Source organism: uncultured Halorubrum sp. (assembly GCF_937146585.1).
Taxonomy (GTDB): Archaea; Halobacteriota; Halobacteria; order Halobacteriales; family Haloferacaceae; genus Halorubrum; species Halorubrum miltondacostae.
The window spans coordinates 1-15,452 of record NZ_CAKZRO010000143.1 but is presented as its reverse complement, the minus strand read 5'-3'; the positions used below and the strand labels follow the sequence as shown (position 1 = coordinate 15,452).

Annotated in this window: 15 protein-coding genes; 3 read left to right on the top strand and 12 right to left on the bottom strand. The window is 71.7% G+C overall.

The window, feature by feature from the left end:
- Positions 1 to 19: 19 nt before the first annotated feature.
- The 3 genes from Q0116_RS12100 to sppA all read right to left on the bottom strand — a co-directional run bounded on the left by Q0116_RS12100 (position 20) and on the right by sppA (position 3,083).
- The gene (locus Q0116_RS12100; RefSeq protein ID WP_297888637.1) at positions 20 to 844 is read right to left on the bottom strand and encodes a shikimate dehydrogenase; all 825 of its coding nucleotides are present in this window, start codon (positions 842 to 844) and stop codon (positions 20 to 22) included.
- An 81-nt stretch (positions 845 to 925) separates the two neighbouring features.
- Positions 926 to 2,062, bottom strand: coding sequence for a DUF373 family protein (locus tag Q0116_RS12095; RefSeq protein ID WP_297888635.1), 1,137 nt, complete (start codon positions 2,060 to 2,062; stop codon positions 926 to 928).
- 85 nt (positions 2,063 to 2,147) lie between these two features.
- Positions 2,148 to 3,083 carry a signal peptide peptidase SppA gene (sppA, locus tag Q0116_RS12090; RefSeq protein ID WP_297888632.1) on the bottom strand — a complete coding sequence of 312 codons (936 nt, stop codon included), beginning with the start codon at positions 3,081 to 3,083 and terminating at the stop codon, positions 2,148 to 2,150.
- Positions 3,084 to 3,253: 170 nt separating this feature from the next.
- Here sppA and Q0116_RS12085 point away from each other — a divergent pair, with 170 nt between their 5' ends.
- Entirely contained in the window at positions 3,254 to 4,783 is a 1,530-nt protein-coding gene (locus Q0116_RS12085) for a uracil-xanthine permease family protein (protein ID WP_297888760.1), read from the top strand.
- Positions 4,784 to 4,915: 132 nt separating this feature from the next.
- Here the strand turns inward: Q0116_RS12085 and Q0116_RS12080 are convergent, their stop codons facing one another.
- Positions 4,916 to 5,839, bottom strand: a complete 924-nt coding sequence (locus tag Q0116_RS12080) for a coiled-coil protein (RefSeq protein ID WP_297888629.1) — start codon at positions 5,837 to 5,839, stop codon at positions 4,916 to 4,918.
- A gap of 274 nt (positions 5,840 to 6,113) precedes the next feature.
- Entirely contained in the window at positions 6,114 to 6,788 is a 675-nt protein-coding gene (locus tag Q0116_RS12075; protein WP_297888626.1) for a 2,5-diamino-6-(ribosylamino)-4(3H)-pyrimidinone 5'-phosphate reductase, read from the bottom strand.
- Positions 6,789 to 6,881: 93 nt separating this feature from the next.
- On the opposite strand from Q0116_RS12075, the gene Q0116_RS12070 reads away from it, so the two are divergent.
- Both Q0116_RS12070 and Q0116_RS12065 read left to right on the top strand, forming a co-directional pair.
- Positions 6,882 to 7,007 carry a hypothetical protein gene (locus Q0116_RS12070; RefSeq protein WP_254921775.1) on the top strand — a complete coding sequence of 42 codons (126 nt, stop codon included), beginning with the start codon at positions 6,882 to 6,884 and terminating at the stop codon, positions 7,005 to 7,007.
- 39 nt (positions 7,008 to 7,046) lie between these two features.
- Positions 7,047 to 7,469, top strand: coding sequence for a VOC family protein (locus Q0116_RS12065; RefSeq protein ID WP_297888623.1), 423 nt, complete (start codon positions 7,047 to 7,049; stop codon positions 7,467 to 7,469).
- Between the two features lie 28 nt (positions 7,470 to 7,497).
- On the opposite strand, the gene metG is transcribed toward Q0116_RS12065, so the two are convergent.
- From metG to pyk, 7 genes are all read right to left on the bottom strand, one after another.
- Positions 7,498 to 9,609 carry a methionine--tRNA ligase gene (metG, locus tag Q0116_RS12060; protein ID WP_297888620.1) on the bottom strand — a complete coding sequence of 704 codons (2,112 nt, stop codon included), beginning with the start codon at positions 9,607 to 9,609 and terminating at the stop codon, positions 7,498 to 7,500.
- A gap of 317 nt (positions 9,610 to 9,926) precedes the next feature.
- Positions 9,927 to 10,841, bottom strand: coding sequence for a thiamine-phosphate synthase family protein (locus Q0116_RS12055; RefSeq protein WP_297888617.1), 915 nt, complete (start codon positions 10,839 to 10,841; stop codon positions 9,927 to 9,929).
- Entirely contained in the window at positions 10,838 to 11,464 is a 627-nt protein-coding gene (gene dcd / locus Q0116_RS12050) for a dCTP deaminase (protein ID WP_297888614.1), read from the bottom strand. Before dcd ends, Q0116_RS12055 begins: the two co-directional genes overlap by 4 nt.
- A 92-nt stretch (positions 11,465 to 11,556) precedes the next feature.
- Positions 11,557 to 12,300, bottom strand: coding sequence for a YIP1 family protein (locus Q0116_RS12045; protein ID WP_297888612.1), 744 nt, complete (start codon positions 12,298 to 12,300; stop codon positions 11,557 to 11,559).
- Between the two features lie 92 nt (positions 12,301 to 12,392).
- A complete protein-coding gene (locus Q0116_RS12040) occupies positions 12,393 to 13,001 on the bottom strand; it encodes an NfeD family protein (RefSeq protein WP_297888609.1) in 609 nt (202 codons plus the stop codon).
- Between the two features lie 94 nt (positions 13,002 to 13,095).
- A complete protein-coding gene (locus Q0116_RS12035; protein ID WP_297888606.1) occupies positions 13,096 to 13,386 on the bottom strand; it encodes a hypothetical protein in 291 nt (96 codons plus the stop codon).
- A gap of 105 nt (positions 13,387 to 13,491) precedes the next feature.
- The gene (gene pyk / locus Q0116_RS12030) at positions 13,492 to 15,249 is read right to left on the bottom strand and encodes a pyruvate kinase (RefSeq protein ID WP_297888604.1); all 1,758 of its coding nucleotides are present in this window, start codon (positions 15,247 to 15,249) and stop codon (positions 13,492 to 13,494) included.
- Positions 15,250 to 15,452: the final 203 nt, after the last annotated feature.

The window sequence follows — 15,452 nt, the reverse complement described above, 5'->3', positions numbered from 1 at the left end:
CCCCCCACCCTCCGCCGCCTTACTCCAACGCCGCGCGCAGCGCCGCGTTCATCGCGTCGACCGGCGCGCTCTCGCCGGTCCAGGTCTCGAACGCCTCGACCCCCTGGAACAGCAGCATCCACGCGCCGTCGACGGTCGTCGCGCCCGCGGCGGCGGCCTCGCGAAGCAGGCGCGTCTCGATCGGCGCGTACACCGCGTCGAGGACCGCGAGGTCGCCGTGGAGGTGGTCCGCGGGGACCGGCGTCTCCTCGGGCGCTTCCATCCCCACGCTCGTCGCATTGACGAGCAGGTCCGCGGCCGCGACGCGCTCGCCGAGGTCGTCGAGGCCGCCGCCGGTCGCGCCCGGCACCGCCTCGGCCAGTTCGACCGCCCGCTCCGCGGTTCGGTTCGCGACGTGGACCGCGCCGCCCGCGTCGGCCAGCGCGAACGCGGCCGCCCGCCCCGCGCCGCCCGCGCCCACCACGAGCGCGTCGCGACCGTCGATCGCCACGTCGTGGTGCGCGAGCGCCCGCGTCACGCCGGCTGCGTCGGTGTTGTGGCCGCGCGGTCGGTCGGCCTCGCCGGCCCGGACGGGACCGTAGTCGACCGTGTTGACCGCGCCGATCCGCTCGGCGAGCGGGGCGGCGTCGACCGCGTCGAGCGCGTCCCGCTTGAACGGCACCGTGACGTTGAGCCCCGCGACGCCGAGGTCCGCGGCCCCGGCCACCGCCGCGGCCGCCGCGTCCGCGTCCGGTTCGAAGGTCACGTACCGCGCGTCGAGGCCGAGCGCCTCGTAGCCCGCCTCGTGCATCGGCGGCGACAGCGAGTGGCCGACCGGGTTCCCGATCAGTCCGTAGACGTCCATGCCCGCCACCCCGGCCGCGACCGACAAAAGGGGGTCGGTCGGGGCCCGATCGCGGTCGAACGGGACCGACCGCCCGGTCACCTACTCGCGCTGGCCCTCGGCGTCCCGCTCCGCGTCGATGACGTCTTCGAGGGTCTCGGTGCCGACGTCGCTGGCGACCTTGACGCCGACGAGCGACACGACGATGCCGCCGACGATGAACGCCGCGAGCTGCTGGACCGGGGTCATCGTCATGCCGTACGCCGACAGCGGCTCGTGGATCGCCTCCTGCGCGAGGAAGTAGCCCGCGAAGCCGCGGACGACCAGCGCGACCGCGGCGATGACGAAGGGGAGGTTCAGGTACGGAGTCCTGATCCCCTCGTCGCGGATCAGCTCGTCCAACAGCCGCCCGACCGCCGCCGTCACGCCGCCGACCGCGAACCACGGCACCGCCGAGTAGGTGAACTCCACGACCTCGACGAGCCGGGGGGAGCCGGGGCCCAGCTCCGAGGCCGCGAGGAAGCCGAAGAACCCGCCGACCAGGGCGAGCCCGCCGGCGACGACGTACGTCACGACCGACACCTGGCCGGCGTACAGCGCCTCGCGGACGCGCTCGGGGACGCCGGCCACGAGCCGGTCGATCGCGAGCCCCTTGTACAGCAGCGCGGCCCCGAGGAGGCCGGCGACGCCGGCGACCGCCTCGCCGGCGGAGAACCGGTAGAACAGCACGGGTAAGAGGAGCAGCGCGACGCCGATGGGGACCAGCACCGTCGACCGCAGCTGCTCGTCGGCGAGGAACTGCTTGAGGAGGTAGTATGTGGACTCGATGTCGCGGGCCTGCCGGACGACGACGCGGTCGACGGAGTCGACGGGGATCCGCGACTCGACGACCGGGAGGACGCGCTCGTCCTCGGCGGAGTCGACGACGACGATCGCGGCCCGCGGGTCGTACCGCTCCACGAGGTCGTCGAGTTGGGCCGCGATCGACCGGTCCGCGCCGACGGCGGTGTCGCTCTCGGCGGAGACGACCGCCACCACCGACTCCTCGCGCTCGTCCCTGAGGTCGCGCGCGACGCGCAGCGACTCCAGCAGGCAGTTCACGCTGGCGTCCTCGGGGTCGTCCAGCCCGGCGTCGGTGACCAGCGACCGGACGGCCTCCCAGCCGGCGACCGGCATCGGGACGTTGGTGGCGCGACCGATCGCCCCCGAGCGGTCGACGCAGATGACCAGCGTCGTCACGTGTCGACCCACACCGCCGCCGACCAAAAATCCTCCCCGTCGGCGGTCGGCGATCGGCTCGCCCGGCTCGGCCCTGCGCCGCCCGCTATCGCAGTTCCACGTCGATGTCGCCGCCGTCGTCGGCGAAGACGCCCGCGACGCCGCTCCCCGCGGCGAACGCGACGCGCTCGGCCCCGATGCCGAGCCGCTCCGCCAGCCCGCGCTCGGGGGTGAACTCCCGGACCTCGGGCTCCGCGCCGACGAGCTCCGCGAGCCGGTCCTCGACGTCGGCCTCGGTCCCCAGCTCGTCGACGAGTCCCATCTCGGCGGCGTCGTCGCCGAGGTACACGCGCGCCTCGGTCTCGCGGACCGCGTCGGGGTCCATGTCGCGGCCCTCGCTCACGGTCTCGACGAACTGCTCGTAGTAGCCGTCGATGATCCCCTGGAGGTACTCCCGTTCGTCATCCTCGATCTCCTTCAGCGGGACGCCGGCGTCCTTGTACTCCCCCGCGGTGAACTGCTCGTAGGAGATCCCCAGCTTGTCGGCGAGCCCCTTCGCGTTCGGGCGGGACCCGACCACGCCGATGGAGCCGACGAGGCTCGCCTCGCGGGCCCACAGCTCGTCGCAGCCGCTCGCGATCCAGTAGCCGCCGGAGGCGCAGGTGTCGGTCGCGTACGCCACCGTCGGGCCGTCGAAGTCGGCGGCGGCCCGCCGGATGTCGTCGCTCGGGACGACCTCGCCGCCCGGCGTGTTGAGTTCGACGAGCAGCGCCTCGACGTCCTCGTCCTCGTCGGCCGCCTCGATCTGCTCGACCACGTCGTCGGCGGTCGCCCCGCCCGGGCCCGACAGCGGCGAGGGTCTCCCCTGGCTCCGTCGGATCGGCCCCGACACGGTCACCTTCCCGACGTTGTACTCGTCGGCGTCACCGAACCGGCCGCCGGTGAGCCGCGAGAGCACCGCGCGGCCCGCGATCGTCGTCGCCGCGCCCACCGCGGCCGCCGCGAGCAGTCCCTTCCGTCCGTTCGCCGGCGCGTCGTCCATACCGTCGGTTGGGCGCGGGTCCGTTTATATATACTGTCGCGGGGCGACGCGCGTCCCGGGGCGACCGGGCCACGGCGCCGGTCGTCCGCACGGTTCGACTCGCGACCGTCCCGTCGCTCGGTCGCCAAGGGTCGAATTTTTGTCCCCCTGCGTCGATGAACGCCACAGGAATGGGCGGAAACGAGGGCGAAGACGGGTTCGTTCAGTACGGTATCGACGACAGACCGCCGCTCGGGAGGTCGCTCCTGCTCGGCGCGCAACACTACCTCACGATGGTCGGGGCGAACATCGCCGTCCCCCTCATCCTCGCCGGCGCGATGGGCATGCCGGAGTCGGTCATCCCGCGCTTCGTCGGCACGTTCTTCGTCGTGTCGGGGATCGCGACGCTCGCCCAGACGACGTTCGGCAACCGCTACCCGATCGTCCAGGGCGCGCCGTTCTCGATGCTCGCGCCGGCGCTCGCGGTCGTCGGCGTCGTGACGGCGAACCCGCCGGCCGGCATCGAGGCGTGGCGGGCGGCGCTGCTCCAGCTCCAGGGCGCGATCATCGTCGCCGCGCTCGCCGAGGTCGCGATCGGCTACCTCGGCCTCGTCGGCCGGCTGCGGAAGGCGCTCTCGCCGGTCGTCATCGTCCCGGTCATCGTCCTCATCGGCCTCTCGCTGTTCAACGCCCCCGAGATCACCGCGACCAGTCAGAACTGGTGGCTGGTGGGGCTGACGCTGGCCGCCATCGTCCTGTTCTCGCAGTACCTCGGGACGCGGTCCAAGCTGTTCCAGCTGTTCCCGGTCCTCCTCGGTATCGTCGTCGCGTGGGTGCTCGCCGCGTCCCTCTCGGTTTTCGGAGTCTTCGAAGCGGGCACGCCGGGGTACGTCGACCTGGCGAGCGTCGCCGCGGCCGACCCCGTCCACCTCATCTACCCGCTCCAGTGGGGCGTGCCGAGCGTCACGCCCGCGTTCGTCATCGGCATGCTCGCCGGCGTCGCGGCCTCGATCGTCGAGTCCATCGGCGACTACCACGCCGTCGCCCGGCTCTCCGGCATGGGCGCCCCCGGCAGCGAGCGGACGACGCACGGGATCGGGATGGAGGGACTCATGAACGTCTTCTCGGGCGTGATGGGGACCGGCGGGTCGACCTCGTACTCCGAGAACGTCGGCGCCATCGGCCTCACCGGCGTGGCCTCGCGGTACGTCGTCCAGATCGGCGCCGCGCTCATGATCCTCGTCGGGTTCGTCGGCTACTTCGGCCAGCTCGTCGCCACCATCCCGAGCCCGATCATCGGCGGGCTCTACATCGCCATGTTCGCCCAGATCGTCGGCGTCGGGCTCTCGAACCTCAAGTACGTCGACCTCGACTCCTCGCGCAACATCTTCGTCGTCGGCATCGCGCTGTTCACCGGCCTGGCCGTCCCGGAGTACATGCGGAGCGTCGGGGGCGCGGACGCCCTCCAGCAGGGGCTTTCCGAGGCGTTCCTGCTCGGCCCGTTCCTCGGGGCCGACGTCGTCGCGAACACCGTCTTCGTCATCGGCTCGACGGGGATGGCGGTCGGCGGGCTCGTGGCGTTCCTCCTCGACAACTCGATCCCGGGCACGGCCGCGGAGCGCGGCCTCACCGCGTGGGAGGACGCGACCGAGGCGGAATCGGAGTTCACCTCCGCGTACGACCGCTTCGTCGCCGAGGACGAGCCGACCAGCACCGACTGACCGGCCGCGAACCTGGGCGGTCGGCAGCGGTCCTCCGCTCGCGGCCGAACCCCGGGCATCAGTGCGCGACGGGCGACGGAGCCGCCGCTCGGCGCGTCGAAAAAGAACCGCAGAAACGTCGCTTCGACCGGCTTACAGGAGGCCGGTCTTCTGGAGCTTCATCAGGTCCTCGGTGTCGAGCGTCTCGCCCTCCTTGAACTTCTGATAGATCTCCTCGGCCTCTTCCTTCTCCTCCTCGCGCTTCTCGGCGCGCTCGTCCTTGCGCTCTTCCTCCTCCTTCTTGTCGAGCTCGCGCAGGCGCTTCTGGACGCGGACGAAGTCCTCGTGGTGGCGGTCGGCCGCCTCCTGGGCCTCGACGAACAGCTCGTGCATCTCGTCGGCCTCGTCGCGGATGTCGTCGGCCTCGCGGTAGGCCTCGATCATCTGGTTGTGGTGTTCCTGGGCCTTGTCCGCGAGCTCCGTCACCTTCTGGTGGTGCTGGGACGCCTCGGACCGGACCTCCTCGGCCTCCTCGACGAGGTCGTCGAGCTCGCTCGTGTCGTCGACCTTCTCCTTCTTCTCGGCGAGCTTCTCGCGCTTGTCGTCGATCTTCTCGATGAGTTCGCGCTCGTCCTCCGCGTCGAGCACCTCGGTCTGCTGGCGGAACTCGAGGTCCTCGATCTCCTCTTCGAGCTCCTCGATGGACTTCCCGGAGCCGAGCTCCATGTCCTGTTTGAGCTCCTCGACCTCGTCGAACAGCTCGTTGGCCTCGGCGTTGAGCTCGTTGCGCTTGTCCTTGTGCTCTTGGACCTGCTCGTTGAGCTCGTCGCGCTTCTCGCGGTGCTCCTGGGCCTCGTCGACCTTCTCGCGCGTCTTCGCGTTGAGGTCGTCGCGCTTGGAGGCGCGCTCGGACGCCATCTGGTTCAGCTCGTTGCGTCGGTCTCGCAGCTGCCCGGCGCGTTTGATGAGCTGGCCCTTGGAGCCGTTGTCCAAGTCGTCCTCAGAAAGGTCCACGTTGTCCGCCTCGTCCATCGGTTCCACGTCGTACTGCTCGATGACTTCTTCTTTCGTTACCATTTGTTATCTCTCCATCACCGCTCCGGCGATAGCGGACGCTCGCTGTGGTGCGTCGGGCCGTCGGCAAGAACTCCCGTTCATTTCAGCGTGCGATTCCACCAGCGCCAGAGGCGTTCTGGTACCCGCAACTACCTGCGGACGGCATATAAATACTTCGGTGATTCTCGTGCGTACCGGTCTCACGGCGCGTGTACCGCGGGATTTCGTGGTTACCGTTCACACGGGGTGGCGACATGCGTCGGACCCGACGGCCGCGGTTCGCCGTCGACCTCGGTCACGCCCCGTCGCCGCCGACCTCGTACGAGAGGACGATCCCGTCGTCGAACCGCTCCGTCTCGACGAGCGTGAGCTCGGGGAACTCCTCGGTGAAGCCCGCCCCGTCCGCCAGCGTGGGCGCGTCGCGGCCGCCGATCACGAACGAGCCGACGTAGACGTGGAGCTCGTCGACGATCCCGGCCTCGAAACACGAGAAGATCACCTCGCCGCCCCCCTCGACCATCAGGCGCTCGACGCCGCGGTCCGCGAGCTTCTCGACCCCCTCGGCGACGTCGACGCGCTCCTCGCCGGCGACGATCACCTCCGCGCCGGCGTCGGCGAGCTCGCTCCGCCGGTCGCGGTCGGTCGCGGCCGAGACGAGGAGGTACGTCGTCGCCGCGTCGTCTAAGATTCGGGCGTCGGTCGGCGTCCGCCCGGTCGAGTCGACCACGACGCGCGCGGGGTCGCCCGACCGCCCGCTCTGGAGCCGCCCGACGCGGCGGTCCTCCTCGTCGAGCGTGAGGTGCGGGTCGTCCGCGAGGACGGTGCCGACGCCCACGAGCACCGCGTCCGCGGCCGCCCTGACCCGGTCGACCCGGTCGAAGTCCTCCGGGCCGGAGATCCGGAGCTGTTCCCGGCGGCGGGTGGCGAGCTTCCCGTCGACGCTCTGGGCCGCGTTGACGACCACGTGCATACCGGAGGGTCGGCCGGACGGGGAATGATCGTTTCGGTCCCGGAGAGGCGGTTCGTCCGAAGATATACGGGCCGCGACGCCGAAATGGGGCCGATGCGGACCTCGACGCTCCTGATACTGGTCGGCGCGCTCCTGTTCGTGCTCCCGCTCCCGGGGACGTTCGTCCTCGGCGCGCTGGTCGTCCTCGCCGGGCTCGTCGCTCGCCTGTTCGGCCTCTGAGGCGACACGGTTTCCCCCGCGCCGGCCGAGCGCCTACGCGTGTCCGACCCAACCGCCCACCACGTCGGGATCACCGTCGCCGACCTGGACCGCGCCGTCGACTTCTACGCCGAGACGTTCGACCTCGACGTCGTCGCCGAGTTCGCCGTCGGCGGCGACGCCTTCGCCGAGGCGGTGGCCGTCGAGGGCGCGTCGGCCGCGTTCGCCCACCTCGACGCCGGCGGCTCGATAGTCGAGCTCGTCGAATACGAGCCGGCGGGCGAGGAGAGCGCCGACCCGCCGGAACTCAACCGCCCCGGGGCGACGCACCTCGGGCTCACGGTCGACGACGTGGAGGCGTTCTACGACGGCCTCGCGGACGACGTGGAGACGCTGAGCCCGCCGCGGACCACCGAGAGCGGGACCACCGTCCTCTTCGTCAGGGACCCCGAGGGGAACCTGATCGAAGTGCTCGACGCCTGAGCGGCGCGGCATCGGTCGGTCCGTCGCCTCACTTCACCTTCGTGCCCGGCTCGGCGTCCTCGTAGGTGGTGAGGAGGTCGGCGTCCTCCCCGGCCGCGAGGACCATCCCGTTCGACTCGACGCCGAACAGCTCCGCCTTCTCCATGTTCGCGAGCACGACCACCTTCGTGTCGGGCAGGGCGTCGACGTCGTGGAGCTGCTTGAGCCCCGCGACGATCGTCCGGGTCTCGGCGCCGAGGTCGACGGTGAGCTTCAGCAGGTCGTCGGCGCCGTCGATCCCGACCGCGTCCTCGATCCGCCCGACGCGGATGTCCAGTTCCTGGAAGTCGTCGAAGCTGATGCGGTCGTCGCTGAGGGGTTCGATGTCGGTCATGTCGGTGTCGGCTTCGTCCGCGTCCGTCTCGTCGTCGGTTCCGTCGTCGGCGTCGTCCGCCTCCGACTCGGCGACGCGCGCGTCGAGCTTCTCGTTGAGCGCCTCGACGCGCTCGTCTTCTATCTGTTCGAACAGCTCGGTCGGCTCGCTCAGCTCGCCCGCCGGGCCCTCGCGGGCCGCCTCGACGGTGACCTCGTGGACGGAGCCGGGCTCGCCGAGCTGCTCCCAGAGGCGTTCGCTCTTCTCGGGGCCCAGCGGCTCGAAGAGGACCGCGATCGCCTTCGCGAGCGCGACGCAGTCGTAGATGACCTGCTCCGCCTCCGCGGGGGCCTCGTCGACGAGCTTCCACGGCTCGTTGCGCTGGATGTACTCGTTGCCGTACCGCGCGAGGTCGGTGACCGCGTCGCCCAGCGCCCGCACGGAGTAGTCGTTGACCGCGGCGGCCACGTCGTCGACCGCCTCGTCGATCCGCGCCGCCACGTCGTCGCTCGGGGCGTCGGCGTCGGGGCCGCCCTCGAAGTTGCGGTGCGCGAAGAGCAGCGAGCGGTAGAGGAAGTTGCCGACGGTCCCCACCAGCTCGGTGTTGACGCGCTCGGCGAACTTCTCCCACGAGAAGTCCACGTCCTGCTGGAACCCGCCGTTGGTGGCGAGGTAGTAGCGAAGCGGGTCCGGGTGGAACCCCTCGTCGAGGTACTCGTCGGCCCAGACCGCGCGGTCGCGGCTGGTCGAGAACCCCTTGCCGTCGAGGGTGACGAACCCGCTCGCCATCACCGCGCGCGGCTCCGCGTGGTCGGTCGCCTCCAGCATCGCGGGCCAGAAGATCGTGTGGTGCTGGATGATGTCGCGGCCGATCACGTGGACGATCTCGCCGCCCTCGGGGTGGTCGTCGCTCGCGCCCTCCTTCCAGGCCGCCTCCCAGTCGAACGCGTCAGCGCCGACGCGCTCGGAGTACTGCTTCGTCGAGGAGATGTACTCTATCGGGGCGTCGACCCAGACGTATAAGACGAGGTCCTGCGGGTTCTCGCCGGGGAGGTCGATCCCCCAGTCCATGTCGCGCGTGATACACCAGTCCTGGAGCCCCTGTTCGATCCACTCGCGGGGCTGGTTCCGGGCGTTCGCGGTGCCCTCGAGGCGGTCGAGGAACTCGGAGAGGTAGTCGGCGAACTCGGAGACCGCGAAGAACTGGTGGGTGCGCTCGCGGTACTCCGCGGGGTTGCCGGTGATCGTCGACTCGGGGTCCTCGACCTCGCCGGGTTCGAGGTGGCGCTGACACCCCTCGTCGCACTCGTCGCCGCGGGCGTGCGCCCCGCAGTACGGGCAGGTGCCCTCGACGTAGCGGTCGGGGAGATACTGGTCGTCGACGGGGTCGTACGCGACCATGATCTCCTTCTCGTAGAGGTGACCCGCCTCGTCGAGGTCGCGAACGAGCTCCTGGGTCACCGCCGTGTTCGTCTCGTCGTGGGTGTGGCCGTAGTTGTCGAACTCGACGTTGAACTTCGGGAACGTCTCGGCGTACTGCTCGTGCCAGTCGAGCGCGAAGTCCTCGGGAGCGACACCCGCCTGCTCGGCGTTGACCGCGACGGGCGTGCCGTGCATGTCGGAGCCGGAGACGAACGCGGTCTCCTGGCCGAGTCGTTCGAGCGCGCGGCTGTACACGTCGCCGCCGACGTAGGTGCGGAGGTGACCGATGTGGAGGTCGCCGTTCGCGTACGGCAGTCCACAGGTCACCACCGCCGGGTCGGCCGTGGGGAAGTCGTCGTGGCTCATGTGGTGTGCGTATGTCGTGTGTCGGTCGATCGGGTCTAAAGCCCGCTGGTTCGGGGCCGCCGCGGGCGGCGCGGGGTCGGGCGCGTCGCCGCCGCGTCGGCGGTCCGGGCGCTGCGGAAGGCGGTGGGATTCGCCGCCGCGCCGCCGGCGACCGCGTTACCGGTCGGCGACGGCGCGACGGGTCCGCCCGCCGCTAGAAGGAGCGCGTCCGCATTCCGAGCCGCCCAGTCCGTGTCACACTCGCGAGTTCGGGCGGTTCGGTCTAAAAGGCGTCGCCCGGCGCGGGCTCACGGCAGGCGCGGACGACCCGCACCGCGTCACAGCAGCTCGCGGACGATCCGCGCCGCCTCGGCCGCGGTCGGCGCGAGGACGTACACGATCGGCTCGACGCCGACCGCGCCGGTCTGGTACGCCACGAGCGTCTCCGCCTCGTCGCCCGCCGGACGGTCGGCCCCTCGGACCGCGTCGGCGACCGCCTCGCGGGTCTCGCGCTCGGCGTCGAACTCGACGGTCGGGTGCGACTCGCCGAGCGCCGCGACCGTCTCCGGGTCGTACCGGAGGTTCACCGCGCCCCGGACGCCGGACCCGGCCTCGCGCGCCGCGAGCAGCACCGTCGCGACGTGTTCGCTCACGCCGAACTCGGGCTCGCCGGGGACCATCGCGCGGCCCTTCACGTCGACGAGGCGGCCGGGGACCGCGGCGACGTCGTCGACCGTGACGGCGTCGGCGGTACACTCGGCGACGTTCGCGCCGACGTTCGGGATGAGCCCCGCGAAGCCGGAGGCGTTCGTCAGGGTGCGGAGCCCGCGCCGGACCGAGGTGAGGACGCGCTCGCGCTCGCGGAACCCGCTGTCCGGGTCGTGGACCGAGAACTCCACGTCGGCGTCCGCGAGCCCCGGCATGGCGTCCTCGTGGAGGTCCGCGAGCAGGTCCCCCTCCTCCAGCTGGCGGATCAGCACCTCGATCTCGACGAGCGCGGCCACGGGGGTGAGGTCGCCGCTCGCGAGCCCCTCGCCGACGCGCTCGACGAGGTCGCGCACGCGCTCGTCCGCGACGATCTCCTCGTGTCTGGCGACGTCGCCGGCGGCGTACTTCGAGACGGCAGACTGGGAGATGCCGAGCGCGTCGGCGACCTCGCTCTGGGTGAACCCGCGGTCGCGGAGGTCCTCCGCGAGCATCGAGCGGACGGTCGGCAGGAACTCGTCGACGACGACCTCCTCGACGAACCTCATTCGCCCTCACCCTCCGACCGCCCCGTCTCCCCGTCGTCGCCCTCCCCGGCGAACTCCGGGTCGTCGCCGATCCGCGACGCCTGCGGGCCGTCCTGTCCCTGGTACTTCGAGCCCCGCTCGGCCCCGTACGGCCGCTCGGCGGGCCGCTTCAGCTCCGTGAAGGTGAGCTGCGAGACGCGCATCCCCGGCGAGAGCGCGACCGGGGCCGTCCCCAGGTTCGAGAGTTCGAGGGTGATCTGCCCCTCGTAGCCGGGGTCGCACAGCCCCGCGGTCGCGTGAACGACGATGGCGAGCCGCCCGAGCGATGACCGCCCCTCGACGTGGGCGACGAGGTCGTCCGGGATCGCGACGCGCTCGGCGGTCGTCCCGAGGACGAAGTCGCCGGGGTGGAGGATGAACTCGTCGCCCTCGGCGACGGTCGTCTCCGTGACGTACTCGCTCACCTCGCCCGCGTCGGTCGGGTGGATACAGGGGATGTTGGTGCGCTGGAACTCCAGGAAGCGCTCGCCGAGCCGCAGGTCCACGCTGGCGGGCTGGACCTGCTGGTCGACGTCGTCGAGCGGCTCGATCGCGAGGTCGCCCTCGGCGAGCCGGTCGAGGATGTCGGCGTCGGACAGGATCATACCGAGAGGGGGAGCGCCGGTGGCATAAAAACTCCCGAATCCGCGGTCGCCGGCGTCCCCGCGGCTGGCGCGGCCGATCGGTCCGGTGGGACTCAAACCGCCGCGATCACGAGCGCGATCGCGGCGAAGAACGTCGCCACGCCCGCCGCCGCCCCGCGACCGAGGTCGTGTTCGGCCTCCAGCCCGCCGACGACCACGACCCACTGGACCGCGATCGCTACCGCGGACGCGACCAGCAGCGGGCCCGCCGCGCTCGTGATCGCGGCGACGAGGTCCGTCGTGAGCGCCTCGAACGACGACCCCACGGGCGTCGCGTTCGAGAGCGTGTACCAGATCGCGACGATCCCGGCGCCGAGCCGGAGCAGCTCCGCGCCGAGGGCCCACCCGGCGATCACGAAGGAGTCGGCGACGGAGCCGGAGCCGCCGGCGACGAGCGCCCCGACGTGGAGCGCGAGCGCGAACACCACCCACCAGAGCGGCACGCCCAGCAGGCCGTAGTGGATGTACCCGCCCGCGGCGTCCCGTAGTTCCTCGCCCGCGTCGACCTCGATCCGCTTCGGCTCGTCGCACTGCTCGCCGATCACGGAGTCGGGGTCGTCGCCGAACGTCTCGCAGGTCGACTCCGAGGGGCGATCCGGGTTGTCGACCGTGATCTGCTGGTCGACCGTCGCGTCGAAGACGGCCCCGAGCGCGATGATTCCGACACTGGTGCCGATCGTGACGACGACCAGCATCGCGACCGCGACGGTCCCGGCTCGGGGGGAGCCGAAGGCGTCGCGGACGCGGTCGATGAGGCTGCCGGGCAGACTCGCGAGGGCGGCGAACGGGGAGGGCATCGGCGGGTCATCGCCGCCGACGGACAAGTGCTTTTCCGCTCGGTGGCGGCGACCGCGGTCCGGGACCGATCCGACGCCTCACGCGGGCCGCGTCACTCCCGGTCGAGTTCGGTCTCCGCGTCGGCGTCGGTCTCCTCGGCCTCGCTCGCGGCGGCCTTCCGCGCGCGGTCGGCCGCCAGTTCGCGGTCGATGTCGTCTTCGACGTACCCCATCGACTCCACGGTGACGACGTTCCCCCCGCCGGGGTCGACCACCATCACCTCCTCGCCCTCGTCTATCGTCCCCTCCATCGACCGGGCGGAGTAATGGGGGCTGAACCCGCCGCCGGCGAGCTTCACCTCGCCGCCCGTGGGCGTCACGCGCTCCGTGACGGTCCCGGTCTTCCCCTTCAGCGAGTCGCTGTCGCTGGTCTGCTGTTGGCCCTTCCCGCCGTAGAGGTCGAACTCGTGGTAGCCGTAGAAGGCGGCGGCGCCGAACGCGAGCGTCAGAAGCGCCATGAACAGGGTGAGGAGGGCGCCGGCGACGCCGAGCGAGGTCAACACCAGCCCGCCGAGCCCCGCGCCGATGAGCGCGATGCCGACGACGATGAAGTTCGCCCCCGGCGCGAGCGCCTCCGCCATCGAGAGCAGCAGCCCCGCGGTCAAAAGCAGGAGCGGGAGGGTGTCCGGCGAGAGGAGCCCGGCCTGTGCCAGCGCGTTCATGTTCGGTCCTACGGCCGCGTACTGATAAGTGATGGTACGGGGCGGCCGCGGCGTCCGGCGAGTCGCCGGTCGCCCCCGGCCCGCGCCGTCCGGCTCAGAACCCGACCAGCAGCGAGCCGACGGTGAGGGCGACGCCGAGGACGACGAACGCCGCGTGTTCGAGCGTGACGTCGCCCGGTTCGATCGGCCGGTCCTCCGGGGTCGCGGTGTCCTCGGTGATCCCGTCCGGCCCGACGTCGTCGACCGAGAAGCGCCACTCGGTCCCGCCGTCCGGCTGCTCGTCGCCCGCGTCGTTGGCCCGGCTCCGGTCGCCGGTGACCGGGGCGTCCCCGGCGTCGGGAGGCGAGGCGTCGTCGCGGGGACCGTCGCCGGATTCGTCGCTCATGGGCGCACGTACGCGACTCCGTAATAAATGGCTGGCGGGCGCTCCGCCTCGGAGGGACGCACTGCGGGTCGCGCCCCGGGCCGCGGCGCGACGGACGTCGAGGACCTATCGCTCGCGGGCCGCGCGGAGCACGTCGCCGTCGTAGACGACGCCGCGCTCGCCGTCGACGGTCACCGTGGTTCCCTCGGCGACCGACTCGGGCAGATGGGCGCCGGAGACCATGGGGACGCCCAGCTCGCGGGCGACGACGGCGGGGTAGCCGGTCATCCCCTCGCGGGCGTCGACGATGCCGGCGATCCGGCCGAGGTCGCCGTCGAACTCCCCGTCGAAGTCGGGGCCCAGCGCGACGACCGAGTCCTCGGGGAGCGCGTCGAGGTCGCCGTCCTCGGTCCGGTGGACCGGGGCGGCCACGCGGCCGGCCACGGCCCCCTTCCCGGTCACGAGGGTCTCGGCGGCGACGTGGACCTTCAGGGTGTTCGTCGTGTTCGTCCCCTCCAGCTCGGTGAGCATCCCGGAGAGGACCACGAGGGTATCGCCGGACGCAGCACCGCCGCGGTCGAGCGCGGCGTCGACGGCGTTGTCGAGGATCGCCTCCATGTCGTTCGCGTACTCGGTCAGGACGGGGCGGACTCCCCACGAGAGCGCGAGCTGTCGGCGGACGCGGTCGTCCGGCGTCGTCGCGACGACGGGCACGCCCGGGCGGAACATCGCGGTCTTGCGCGCCGTGAAGCCCGACTCGGAGACGGCGACCACCGTCGAGGCGCCGATGTCGCGCGCGAGGTAGCGCGCCGAGCGCGCCAGCGCCTCGGTGCGGGACCCCTCCTCGGCGGTCGGGACGCGCTGCTCGCGCGTCTCCGCGTACTCGCCGCTGGCCTCGACCTGTCGGACGATCCGGTCCATCGTCTCGACGACGTTGACCGGGTCCTCGCCGACCGCGGTCTCGCCGGAGAGCATCACGGCGTCGGTGCCGTCGAGGACGGCGTTCGCCACGTCGGAGGCCTCCGCGCGGGTCGGCCGCCGCGAGGAGACCATCGAGTCGAGCATCTCCGTCGCCGTGATGACGGGGACGCCCTCGTTGACGCAGGTCCGGATGATCCGCTTTTGGATCACCGGGACGTCCTCTAGCGGGCACTCGACGCCGAGGTCACCGCGGGCGACCATCACGCCGTCGGCCGCCTCGACGATCCCCTCCAGGTTCTCGACCGCGCCGGCGCGCTCGATCTTCGCGACGATCGGGATGTCGTCCCCGCCGTGGGCGTCCAGCTCGTCGGCGATCCGGTAGACGTCGTCCGCGTCGCGGACGAACGAGGCCGCGACGAAGTCGGCGTCCGTCCGGGCCGCGAGGTCGAGTTCGGCCTCGTCCTCCGGGGTGATGAGGTCGACGTCGATGGCGACGCCCGGCAGGTTCACGCCCTTCCGGGAGCCGAGCTTCCCGCCGGAGAGGACCGACGCGACCACGGACTCGCCGTCGACGCGCTCGACCCGACACTCGATGCGGCCGTCGTCGAGCAGGATCGTGTCGCCCGGGTCGGCGGCCCCGATCGAGTGGGTGAGGCCGACGCGCTCGGGCGTCGCGTCGTCGCCCTCGGAGAAGGTCACCTCGGAGCCCTCGGCGAGCGCGATCGGCTCGTCGATCTCGGCCGTCCGGACCTCCGGACCCTTCAGGTCGACCATCACCGCGAGCGGGTCGTCGATCTCCTCGTCGACGGCGCGGGCGCGCTCGATGACGGTCTCCCGGTGGTCGGTCGTCCCGTGGCTGGCGTTGAGGCGGACGACGGACATCCCCGCGTCGGCGAGGCCGCGGATCGTGTCCCGGTCGTCCGAGGCGGGACCGATCGTACAGACGATCTTGGCGTTTCGCATACCGCCGGCTTCGACGTACCGCCGGAAAAAGCCATCCGGTTGAGTCGCTCCCGAGTGAACGTTCGTGAGGAACGGTCTCGTCGGGGATTCAGGGCTTGGGGTGCAGCGACAGTCCATATACCAGCCCGCGGTCGGCGCGTGCCTCCGAGTGGCCGCCAGAGGCGGCCACGAGGAGCACGCGCGAGGGACGCGATGAGCGCTCG

What these genes read in the sequence shown, in the direction of transcription:
- Q0116_RS12045 (WP_297888612.1), bottom strand. Translation starts at nt 12,300, where the DNA reads ATGCCCTCCCCGTTCGCCGCCCTCGCGAGTCTGCCCGGCAGCCTCATC.
- Q0116_RS12100 (WP_297888637.1), bottom strand. Translation starts at nt 844, where the DNA reads ATGGACGTCTACGGACTGATCGGGAACCCGGTCGGCCACTCGCTGTCG.
- Q0116_RS12075 (WP_297888626.1), bottom strand. Translation starts at nt 6,788, where the DNA reads ATGCACGTGGTCGTCAACGCGGCCCAGAGCGTCGACGGGAAGCTCGCC.
- dcd (WP_297888614.1), bottom strand. Translation starts at nt 11,464, where the DNA reads ATGATCCTGTCCGACGCCGACATCCTCGACCGGCTCGCCGAGGGCGAC.
- Q0116_RS12080 (WP_297888629.1), bottom strand. Translation starts at nt 5,839, where the DNA reads ATGGTAACGAAAGAAGAAGTCATCGAGCAGTACGACGTGGAACCGATG.
- Q0116_RS12055 (WP_297888617.1), bottom strand. Translation starts at nt 10,841, where the DNA reads ATGAGGTTCGTCGAGGAGGTCGTCGTCGACGAGTTCCTGCCGACCGTC.
- sppA (WP_297888632.1), bottom strand. Translation starts at nt 3,083, where the DNA reads ATGGACGACGCGCCGGCGAACGGACGGAAGGGACTGCTCGCGGCGGCC.
- Q0116_RS12070 (WP_254921775.1), top strand. Translation starts at nt 6,882, where the DNA reads ATGCGGACCTCGACGCTCCTGATACTGGTCGGCGCGCTCCTGTTCGTG.
- pyk (WP_297888604.1), bottom strand. Translation starts at nt 15,249, where the DNA reads ATGCGAAACGCCAAGATCGTCTGTACGATCGGTCCCGCCTCGGACGAC.
- Q0116_RS12040 (WP_297888609.1), bottom strand. Translation starts at nt 13,001, where the DNA reads ATGAACGCGCTGGCACAGGCCGGGCTCCTCTCGCCGGACACCCTCCCG.
- Q0116_RS12035 (WP_297888606.1), bottom strand. Translation starts at nt 13,386, where the DNA reads ATGAGCGACGAATCCGGCGACGGTCCCCGCGACGACGCCTCGCCTCCC.
- Q0116_RS12085 (WP_297888760.1), top strand. Translation starts at nt 3,254, where the DNA reads ATGGGCGGAAACGAGGGCGAAGACGGGTTCGTTCAGTACGGTATCGAC.
- metG (WP_297888620.1), bottom strand. Translation starts at nt 9,609, where the DNA reads ATGAGCCACGACGACTTCCCCACGGCCGACCCGGCGGTGGTGACCTGT.